Here is an 8,662-nt window from a genome sequence, read left to right as displayed (position 1 = left end):
GGTAACGAGTGCGACAATCAACCCAATGGCATTGCGTTTTCATTAACGGACTACCTTAAATTGGTAGATGATACAGGCCGAATTATTCGCAACGATAAACGTGGATACATCAGTGAAAGTAGCGCCAAGATACTGAACAGATTAAATATCCCCCATGACAATTGGCTCAAGCTGACAACCGAATTTGGCAAGTTATTTCATGGCCCTGTAGGCACATTGCAAGAGCTGACCGATTACTGCGAACACTTAGAAAAGCGACGACGGCATTTTGCTAAATGCTGTCAGCACTTTTACAGTAACTGACAACGGCTTATATCACTTCAAAAGCCCCCATCCAGAACACTTCCCAAGCGCTATGGGACAATTTACCTCGTCTGAAATACCCGATTTTTAAAGGAATTAGCGCAATTTATTGCCTTAGATGCTCTCCCCGCGATTGTTGATTACTCCCACTCAAGTCATTTTAGCTCACACAAGTTGTAGGCAAACCGAAAGTGCATTATGTTGTTGATTTAAAATGGGTGGCTAGATTTATTCTTCAACGAGGTAAACGCGCATGCGCACGAATAAAATAATGAAATGGATACCCCTCCTATACTGAGAAAGTCGGTTTAAAAGGAGACCGCCATGAGTGATATTTATACAATCGGAATTGAGCTACACTCATCTGGGTCGTCCAATAGCTGCGCTATTAGCCACCCCTTAGCCAAACATTATACGTTTAGGGAAGACCGAGCATGAATCACGTAAAGCTATTTTTATTCAGCCTTTGCATCGCTGCCAGTTATTATGCGTTGACAATCTCTGCAATCGGTATTGCTGCGGCGGGAAAAATATTCTGGTGGTTTTACCCTTCAGAAAACTTTCACCTCTACCACATATCACAAAATTTTGTTGGAATCGGTATCGCTGCACTAATTCCTGCTTATGTTGTTTTCTGCTATGAACCTAGGCGGCTTTGGACAAGTGTTACGATTGTGATCCTAAGTTCAATACTATTCCAAGGTAATATTAATTACATGCCATTTGACCCTATGGGGCTAGTGCGTTTTTTCACAACCACATTTATATATGGTGATATTGGTTCAGTCGGTGTAGCACTGGAGATAGTATTAATGCCAATATTGTGGTTGCTGACACTTTATTATGCAAATAGCGGATTGAGAATGTGTACTGGCGAAGGTCTTATTTTCAAAGAGACTTTTATGCAGACATGACCCGCCCTTAGCGAACGCGCTAATGTTTTTATCACTTGTTCATAATAAGATCGGACAGGCATAACTTTTTTCAGTTCCCGAAGATACAGAGGCGGTAGCCTCGCCAATCACCATCCAATTCTGTCCGTCCTATTTTGCCAATGATGCAACTATTTCTGTGCAGTTATTGATTTAACTAAAGGGTCTGAATTAAATGATATCCTATACTCATTTCCCCCTTTAGCATTGTTTGTAACCATTAAATAGTTTACATAACCAGACTTATTCATAGGACTATTATTACTAAGACTAAACTCCTTGTAGAAATTAGCAAAAGCATCTGGCTCTGAAAATACAAAATATCCAAAACAAATTTAATTATCACATGAAACACGGTACTCATTTAAAATAGAACTATATTTTTACTTATTTAAAAACTCACTAATACTGTTTTCAAAAACTATTATTTCAAATGACTTGTCTGGCATTTTCGAGAAAGCATCTATAATTTCGTAAAAGTTAGCTGAAGCCAAAATTGAATTTAGCTTAGTACTATCAACAACATTGTCATCACTAACTATCCCTGTATCATAACCTCCATTAAGCTCCATTTTATGCTCAGTCAAAGAGTGCAAAGAACTATCACTTGCTCGAGGCTCTTTTATATTTGTTGACACATCAAAATTAACATTAGCAGAGTTAAAATCATCGACCAAAACGATATGACTATCTTTCATAAAGGATGTATCGTTAACACTAACTTCATTGTTATTTTCAAAAAAATACAATGTAATAAAAATTTAAACGAGTAGAAAAAACAAAAAGAAAACGCTCTTCCTTAACATAACAATCCCTGTAGTTTTAGTAAAAATTAAAACGCTTAATATAAGACAATAACATAATATGTTTTTGCCTTGCCCTCAAACAAAAGTAAGCACAAGCTTTCTTGCTTGCCTCTCGATAAAACTTAAGGAATGAAGCATCATCCCTTTTAGCAAAGACTCTTGGCCTACCCTTTGCTTAGTCACCGCGGCGTTTTAACCCTAAAAACAACCAAACGCGATAACGCTATGATGGATAAGCGACAACACAGGGAATTTTAATCTTGAGAGCAATGATGAAAATAATACTAGATGATCTAAAAGGGCCTGAAATTGCAGCACTTTTAACTGAACACCTTGAAGATATGCGAGCAACCTCGCCGCCGGAAAGTGTGCACGCATTAGACCTTGACGGCCTGCGCCAACCCAATATTCGCTTTTGGACACTGTGGGATGGCCGAAATCTGGCGGGCTGCGGTGCACTAAAATGGTTAGATGCCGAACACGCCGAGATCAAATCGATGCGTACCGCCGCCACCTACAAACAACAGGGGATTGCTTCTAAGGTATTGCAGCATTTGATCAATGATGCCAAAGCCGCAGGTGTGCAGCGCCTCAGTTTAGAAACTGGCTCAATGGCCTTTTTCCAGCCCGCCCGTAACCTGTATACGAAATTTGGCTTCGAGCTGTGTGGCCCCTTTGCCGATTACGTGCTCGACCCCAATAGCCTATTTATGACCAAAAAACTCTAGGCCTCTGCACTCACATCAATCCACTTACGTGGCGAACCGCAATCTAGACCTAACCACAGCTAAGCTTTTGCTTGTTTAGCTGTGGTTAAGACGCGATGCTTGTGCCAGTAATGCATTAAAAATCCGAGTAATAATCCCCAGAATGCACTGCCGATCCCCAATATACTCACGCCTGAGGCGGTGACGAGAAACGTAATCACAGCCACCTCTCGCTCGTCGTTATCCGCGAGCGCAGCGGTTAGACTGTTACCTATGGTGCCAAGCAGGGCCAATCCTGCAATCGCGAGCACCAGTTCCTTCGGAAATGCGGCGAAGAGCCCCACCACAGTTGCGCCGAGTAGGCCTGTTATCAAATAAAATACTCCGCCCCACACAGCCGCCCAATAACGAGTTGCGGGGTTAGGGTCCGCCTCTTTACCCATACAAATTGCCGCAGTAATCGCCGAGAGATTAAAAGCAAAGCCACCAAAGGGTGCAAACAGTACGCCCATCAGACCCGTCACGGTAATTAATGGCGAGATAGGCGGGCGATAACCATGGCCGTGGAGTGCGGCCACTCCAGGCATATTCTGCGAAGCCATAGTCACTACAAATAAGGGTAGCGCCACTCCCACCACGCTGGCGATAGAAAACGTAGGCGCTATCCATACTGGGGCGGCGAATTGCAGCTCAAGCTTATCGAGTTGCAATAAATCCAATTGATAGCTCATCCCTATCCCCGCAACGAGGGTGAGCAACATAATGTAGCGCGCCGCAAAAGGCTTAAGCACAATAAAGACTAGTAACATCAAGAGGATTAAACTCAGCTGAGTTTGCATGGCTTGAAACAGCCCTAAGCCAAACTGCAATAAAACCCCCGCTAACATGGCCGCCGCCACCGAGGGTGGCATGATACGAATAAGCTTATCCATCCAGCCTGCCAAGCCGCAGAGGGTGATCAACAAAGAGCTAATAAGAAAGGCACCAACGGCCTCGTGGATACTCAATCCCGCAAGGCTGCTGACCATCAGCGCCGCCCCGGGTGTTGACCATGCCGTAAGCACCGGATTTTTATAGTAGAGAGACAGGCCAATACTGGTGAGTCCCATGCCGACACCTAAGGCCCACAGCCATGAACTCATCTGTGCCGATGTCGCGCCCACAGCGTCCGCCGCCTGCAGGATAATCACCGCCGAACTGCTGTAGCCCACCAGCACGGCAATAAAGCCCGCCGATATTTTTGATAGTCCTAAAGCTTCGCGCCACATCATCCCTACACCTACCTTTGCCTTGATCATCCATCGCACCATTACTCGTACGCTATAACGCACAAGATGGACAAGATAGCACTTGTGCGTTATAACGTACAAATAATTTTTTAAGCGTCAGAACCTAATGCAGACCATCAACAGTTATCTTGCCGCGACCCTAAAACAACTGCGCAGCCAAAAGGGTTGGAGCCTAGATAAAGCGGCACTCGAGACAGGCGTAAGCAAGGCCATGATAGGCCAGATTGAGCGCGGCGAATCTAGCCCCACCATTGCTACCCTGTGGAAAATCGCCAGCGGTTTTAATACCTCACTCTCAACCTTTTTGGAGCCAACGCCCGAGAGCCAAGGCGCGGTCTTTCGTAACGCCGATGCATTACGCCAAAAGCCAGCGACCGACGGCATGTTAGTGGCGTCACTATTTCCCTTTGAGCCTCGCTTTGGTTTTGAAATGTTTGAACTTACCCTATTGCCGCACTATGAGCGTCTCTCCGAGCCCCATGAGGCGGGTGTGACCGAGCATGTGATCGTGCTGAGCGGCACTATGGAAGTGTTAGTCGATGGTCAGTGGCAGCCATTACAGCAGGGTGAAGCCGTGCGCTTTGCTGCCGATAAACCCCATGGTTACCGTAACTTAAGCGATCAACCCGTGGTGTTTCATGATCTAATCCACTACCACAGAGCAGCGCCAGCCACCGAGTAACGCCGACAAGCCAAGCGCCAACAGATTGCGGCTTGCGCCCGCCAATCCATTAGAATAAACTTATTGAAAATTTTCTAATCATAGAGGCAAAGCTATGTTTCAATCTTTACTGGCTAAATTATCTGGTAGCAGCAACGGTGAAAAATGTTGGCAATTGATTGATCAAGGTGCGCGCGTTATCGATGTGCGCTCACCGGAGGAGTTTGCCTCGGGTCATTTGCCTCAGGCCATCAACGTGCCACTGCCAACGCTCGACCAATGGTTACATCAGGTTGACAATAAACAGCATCCCTTTGTGCTTTACTGCGGCGCAGGCATTCGTGCCCAAAAGGGCTGCGATATTTTAAGGGCCAATGGTTTTGAATGTGTGGTCAACGGTGGCTCGCTAAAAGATTTAGTCTGTTGCCAGCCAAGCTAAAACCTAAGCCAAGCAGATCAACTATGCGTGAGGAGGTGCGGATGACAACAAAGTGCCCACGCCCAACTAGCGGCGAACAACTGCCTAAGCCCAAAGTGGTTCGCGAAACCCGCTACAGCGTGAGCCGTAACCGTGGCCAAGCAAGTACTAAGGTGCGTTATATCGAAACCAGCGCTATGTCCCTTGGCTGCAAGCTTTGCGAATAATCGCATTCTGCGCAAACAAAAATGCCAGCTTTTAAGCTGGCATTTTTATGCTTTCTACAATTAAACCGCTAACTTATCGATACTGACTTTAGCTTCGCTGATCCCTTTTTGGTTAGCTTCTGGACCCATGTTCAGCGCTTCGCCATAAACCACTTCCACGTCGGTGATACCGATAAAACCGAGGAAAGTTTTTAAGAAAGGTACAATGTGATCCGTTGGACCATCTTTATGAGCACCACCACGGGTGGTGATCAACACGGCGCGTTTACCTTCCACTAAGCCTTTAGGACCGTTTTCGGTATAAGTGAAAGTCACACCTGCACGGGCCACAAAATCAATCCAGTTTTTCAGCTGAGTTGGAATGTTGAAGTTGTACATAGGCGCAGTGATCACGATAGTGTCGTTTGCTTTTAACTCTTCAACTAAGGCGTTAGACAGGTCGAGCATCTCTTGCTGACGTGCGGTTAACTCAGCGCCGCCACGTAGGCCAGAGGCAATTTCACCATCAACCATTGGCAACACATCTTTACCCGCTAAATCGCGAACTGTGATGGTCGCGCCTTGGTCTTCCCATTTACCGATCAGGTGGTCAACTAACAAGGCAGATTGTGAATAACCGCCAAGAATACTGGATTTTAACACTAGGACTTTAGACATAATCTGCTCCGAAAATTGAAATTCTTGAGAGTCTTTCAACTTGCTCTCGACTCTATGGGCTTAGTTTATTAGCCCATAAAAAAGAAAAAAAGCGGATAAAATTTGAGATTAATTTCGATTTTTTAGAAAGGTTTTACATTTTAGGCACACTGACATACAAACCATCGAATTGTGCGCAGAGTTTGTCGTCACAAAAAAGTTGTACTTCGAGTTTGACTTTGGCTTTACGCCCCCGTTGCAGCGGGCTTAAATCCGTTTCAGGCCAACGCACTTTGACCTCGGGCGCACAGGTCACGGGCGCCATGTAACGGATATGGGCATCGGCTAACACTATGTCGCCATCCACCCGTTGAAGCTGCTGTTGCAGCCACACCATGCCCCAGCCAGTGAGGGTCATAAGGGTATAAATACTGCCCGCAAACATAGTGTTGTGCAGGTTGATATTCGGCGCCAGTGGCGCACTCACACGCAGCTCCCCTTCGACAAAGGAAACTGGCGCTATCTGCATAAACTCGCTAACGGGAATGGTGCTGTGCCAGGTTTGGCGCAATTGGTTTAATAATTCATCCATGTTCATATTCTTACTGCCGTTGGCACACTGTCCTGTAGGTTAAACCTGTAAATGGAAGGTAACTGGGCCATCGTTGACTAGCTCGACCTTCATGTCGGCGCCAAATTGTCCCGTTTCTGTGGTCACGCCCTGCGCACGGCAAAAGGCGACAAAGTCTTCATACAGGCCAAGCGCTTGCTCAGGCGTACCCGCCCCCGAAAAGCTCGGACGCAGGCCACGGCCAGTGTCGGCGGCCAAGGTAAATTGCGACACCACTAAAAGCGAGCCACCCGCCTGAGTTAAGTTGAGGTTCATCTTGCCATTTTCATCGGAAAACACTCGATAACTCATCACCTTAGTGGCTAATTTTTCCATCTTCTCGCGGTTATCTTCCCGCTCAACCCCAAGTAAAACTAACAAGCCCTTATCGATTGCACCTATGGTTTGATTGTCCACCACCACGCTGGCGCGGCTCACTCTTTGAATTAACGCGATCACAACTTTTCCTTTAAATTACGACTTAACGAGGGGCATCAAGGGGATAGGACGCAGATACTGCTCCACACCTTCGGGTAATGACTGGGCAATTTCCGCTAAACCGCCATCGGTCCACAGCATAAAGCGGCGAAGTTCCTCGATTTCGACCTTATCAGCAAAGGTCACAGTGCCTTGGATTTGGATCACCGCGCCCTGCTCACGTAGCACGAATTTAGCAAAATTGAGCTTGGCATTCAGCTCACCAATCACCGCGGGTAGTTCAGGATTAGCCTGCAACTGCGGATGCACCGCATAAAAACGGTTCATCAGAATACGGTCAATCCCCGCTGCATTCATGCTGGGTTCGAGCATAAAGTCATTATTGCCAAATTGCACCGCAACCTTATCCGCCCCGACTTTGGTGGCTAAATAGTTGGCATTGAGCAAGGCCTGATACAAGGTATCGGCGGCGGCCTCGTTGGTCATACCCGCCAATTGCACCACTTTAGGTGCCACAGGAGCGCGCACCTCAGAGGACTCGACCACTGAAGATGAGGATTGAGACTCTGGGGTGGAGGATGAGGTGGCCGCGCAGGCAGTTAATCCCAAAATGGCGGCAATGATAACGGCTAATTTCATGCTAGCTCCTGTCGCTTTATCCAAGTCCACATGGCTTGGATCTCGAGTGTGACGGCAAGTGAGAGTATGTCACTATTCAGCGAATGCCCACCATCGACAATGGTATGAATTTGTATCCTAGGGTTGTCGATTTTTGCCAAAAATGCGGCTAATAAACGTGCCGGACAGACAGCATCCTGCGTGCCTTGTAATAGCAGGGTACGCGCTGTGACTTGTGATGTCACCCGCTGTAATATGCTGAACATATTGAAGTAATCATTTTTTGCATAGTGCAACTCAATTTGAGCTAAGGCTAGCAAAGGCGTCGCAAGCCGCTTAGGTAGGCCTGTTAGTATGCCCGCTAAGGTTAATTCCCATTGGATCCAACGGCGGGCAAATTCATGACGTGTTGCTTCATCTTGGGCGTTAAACCCTAGCTGATAGTGCGTAAATAAATCCGCCAATCCAACAGAAGGTGCAGCAAATTCACGGTATGCCTGTGGATATAACTGCGCTGCGCCCAAGGATGCATAGAGCCATTCAAGACCCGCCTTTGAGGGAATAAACACCGCCCACAGCACTTGGGCACTCACTCGATGGGGAAATAACCCACTGTAAATTAAGGCTAAGGTGGCGCCAAATGAGCCCCCCGCGAGGCACCAACGCTCTATGCCTAAATGAATGCGAATCGCCTCAATATCGCTGATAAGTCCATTTAAATGATTATGTTCTAACTCGCCAGCAGGCAGCGATTGCCCCGCACCACGTTGATCTAGCAGTAAAATCCAGTAGTGCTCGGGGTTAAATAAACTCAGTTCACTTGTACTAGCGCCTGCGCCAGGGCCGCCATGCAAATACAGCAGTGGGATCCCCTGCGGATTACCATATTGGGCAAGATGCAACTGCTGCCCATTGCCCATCATCAACCAATCACGGCGGATAAAAGGAGCAAGCTGATGGGCGTCAGTGATCATAGGCGGGATAAGGCTCGTTGAATGTCTTGGTGGATGACAACTT

Annotated in this window: 12 protein-coding genes and 1 pseudogene; 6 read left to right on the top strand and 7 right to left on the bottom strand. The window is 46.9% G+C overall.

The window, feature by feature from the left end; translation table 11 throughout:
* A pseudogene (locus SHD_RS22320) lies at positions 1–303 on the top strand (transposase); the annotation flags it as partial.
* 434 nt (positions 304–737) lie between these two features.
* Positions 738–1,217 carry a hypothetical protein gene (locus tag SHD_RS16815; RefSeq protein ID WP_023268229.1) on the top strand — a complete coding sequence of 160 codons (480 nt, stop codon included), beginning with the start codon at positions 738–740 and terminating at the stop codon, positions 1,215–1,217.
* 401 nt (positions 1,218–1,618) lie between these two features.
* On the opposite strand, the gene SHD_RS16810 is transcribed toward SHD_RS16815, so the two are convergent.
* Positions 1,619–1,933 (bottom strand): hypothetical protein, encoded by a 315-nt coding sequence (locus tag SHD_RS16810; RefSeq protein ID WP_039978585.1) that lies wholly within the window; start codon positions 1,931–1,933, stop codon positions 1,619–1,621.
* 380 nt (positions 1,934–2,313) lie between these two features.
* Between SHD_RS16810 and SHD_RS16805 the strand changes: the two genes are divergently transcribed.
* The gene (locus SHD_RS16805; protein WP_039978584.1) at positions 2,314–2,769 is read left to right on the top strand and encodes a GNAT family N-acetyltransferase; all 456 of its coding nucleotides are present in this window, start codon (positions 2,314–2,316) and stop codon (positions 2,767–2,769) included.
* Between the two features lie 59 nt (positions 2,770–2,828).
* On the opposite strand, the gene SHD_RS16800 is transcribed toward SHD_RS16805, so the two are convergent.
* Positions 2,829–4,016, bottom strand: coding sequence for a benzoate/H(+) symporter BenE family transporter (locus tag SHD_RS16800; protein ID WP_039978616.1), 1,188 nt, complete (start codon positions 4,014–4,016; stop codon positions 2,829–2,831).
* Positions 4,017–4,143: 127 nt separating this feature from the next.
* Between SHD_RS16800 and SHD_RS16795 the strand changes: the two genes are divergently transcribed.
* The 3 genes from SHD_RS16795 to SHD_RS16785 all read left to right on the top strand — a co-directional run bounded on the left by SHD_RS16795 (position 4,144) and on the right by SHD_RS16785 (position 5,343).
* The gene (locus tag SHD_RS16795) at positions 4,144–4,719 is read left to right on the top strand and encodes a helix-turn-helix domain-containing protein (RefSeq protein WP_023268225.1); all 576 of its coding nucleotides are present in this window, start codon (positions 4,144–4,146) and stop codon (positions 4,717–4,719) included.
* A 94-nt stretch (positions 4,720–4,813) separates the two neighbouring features.
* Positions 4,814–5,137 carry a rhodanese-like domain-containing protein gene (locus SHD_RS16790; protein WP_023268224.1) on the top strand — a complete coding sequence of 108 codons (324 nt, stop codon included), beginning with the start codon at positions 4,814–4,816 and terminating at the stop codon, positions 5,135–5,137.
* 41 nt (positions 5,138–5,178) lie between these two features.
* On the top strand, positions 5,179–5,343 hold the full coding sequence (locus SHD_RS16785; RefSeq protein ID WP_235056983.1) for a hypothetical protein: 165 nt from the start codon (positions 5,179–5,181) through the stop codon (positions 5,341–5,343).
* Positions 5,344–5,403: 60 nt separating this feature from the next.
* Here the strand turns inward: SHD_RS16785 and azoR are convergent, their stop codons facing one another.
* The 5 genes from azoR to SHD_RS16760 all read right to left on the bottom strand — a co-directional run bounded on the left by azoR (position 5,404) and on the right by SHD_RS16760 (position 8,619).
* Positions 5,404–6,000: an FMN-dependent NADH-azoreductase gene (azoR, locus tag SHD_RS16780; RefSeq protein WP_039978582.1), complete on the bottom strand. Its 597-nt coding sequence runs from the start codon at positions 5,998–6,000 to the stop codon at positions 5,404–5,406.
* Between the two features lie 133 nt (positions 6,001–6,133).
* Positions 6,134–6,571, bottom strand: a complete 438-nt coding sequence (locus SHD_RS16775) for a thioesterase domain-containing protein (protein WP_039978581.1) — start codon at positions 6,569–6,571, stop codon at positions 6,134–6,136.
* Positions 6,572–6,610: 39 nt separating this feature from the next.
* Positions 6,611–7,048 (bottom strand): D-aminoacyl-tRNA deacylase, encoded by a 438-nt coding sequence (gene dtd, locus SHD_RS16770; protein ID WP_023268221.1) that lies wholly within the window; start codon positions 7,046–7,048, stop codon positions 6,611–6,613.
* A 15-nt stretch (positions 7,049–7,063) separates the two neighbouring features.
* Positions 7,064–7,666 carry a hypothetical protein gene (locus SHD_RS16765; protein WP_023268220.1) on the bottom strand — a complete coding sequence of 201 codons (603 nt, stop codon included), beginning with the start codon at positions 7,664–7,666 and terminating at the stop codon, positions 7,064–7,066.
* Positions 7,663–8,619, bottom strand: a complete 957-nt coding sequence (locus SHD_RS16760; RefSeq protein ID WP_023268219.1) for an alpha/beta fold hydrolase — start codon at positions 8,617–8,619, stop codon at positions 7,663–7,665. The genes SHD_RS16765 and SHD_RS16760 overlap by 4 nt, the downstream gene beginning before the upstream one ends.
* Between the last annotated feature and the right edge of the window lie 43 nt (positions 8,620–8,662).

Source organism: Shewanella decolorationis S12 (assembly GCF_000485795.1).
In the GTDB taxonomy this organism is placed as follows: Bacteria; Pseudomonadota; Gammaproteobacteria; order Enterobacterales; family Shewanellaceae; genus Shewanella; species Shewanella decolorationis.
The sequence above is the reverse complement of the archived record's forward strand: the minus strand, read 5'-3'. Positions and strand labels throughout refer to the sequence as shown.

Excerpts from the sequence above, each read along its gene's own strand:
- SHD_RS16815 (WP_023268229.1), top strand. The coding sequence starts at position 738 with ATGAATCACGTAAAGCTATTTTTATTCAGCCTTTGCATCGCTGCCAGT.
- SHD_RS16810 (WP_039978585.1), bottom strand. The coding sequence starts at position 1,933 with ATGAAAGATAGTCATATCGTTTTGGTCGATGATTTTAACTCTGCTAAT.
- SHD_RS16805 (WP_039978584.1), top strand. The coding sequence starts at position 2,314 with ATGAAAATAATACTAGATGATCTAAAAGGGCCTGAAATTGCAGCACTT.
- SHD_RS16800 (WP_039978616.1), bottom strand. The coding sequence starts at position 4,016 with ATGTGGCGCGAAGCTTTAGGACTATCAAAAATATCGGCGGGCTTTATT.
- SHD_RS16795 (WP_023268225.1), top strand. The coding sequence starts at position 4,144 with ATGCAGACCATCAACAGTTATCTTGCCGCGACCCTAAAACAACTGCGC.
- SHD_RS16790 (WP_023268224.1), top strand. The coding sequence starts at position 4,814 with ATGTTTCAATCTTTACTGGCTAAATTATCTGGTAGCAGCAACGGTGAA.
- SHD_RS16785 (WP_235056983.1), top strand. The coding sequence starts at position 5,179 with ATGACAACAAAGTGCCCACGCCCAACTAGCGGCGAACAACTGCCTAAG.
- azoR (WP_039978582.1), bottom strand. The coding sequence starts at position 6,000 with ATGTCTAAAGTCCTAGTGTTAAAATCCAGTATTCTTGGCGGTTATTCA.
- SHD_RS16775 (WP_039978581.1), bottom strand. The coding sequence starts at position 6,571 with ATGGATGAATTATTAAACCAATTGCGCCAAACCTGGCACAGCACCATT.
- SHD_RS16765 (WP_023268220.1), bottom strand. The coding sequence starts at position 7,666 with ATGAAATTAGCCGTTATCATTGCCGCCATTTTGGGATTAACTGCCTGC.
- SHD_RS16760 (WP_023268219.1), bottom strand. The coding sequence starts at position 8,619 with ATGATCACTGACGCCCATCAGCTTGCTCCTTTTATCCGCCGTGATTGG.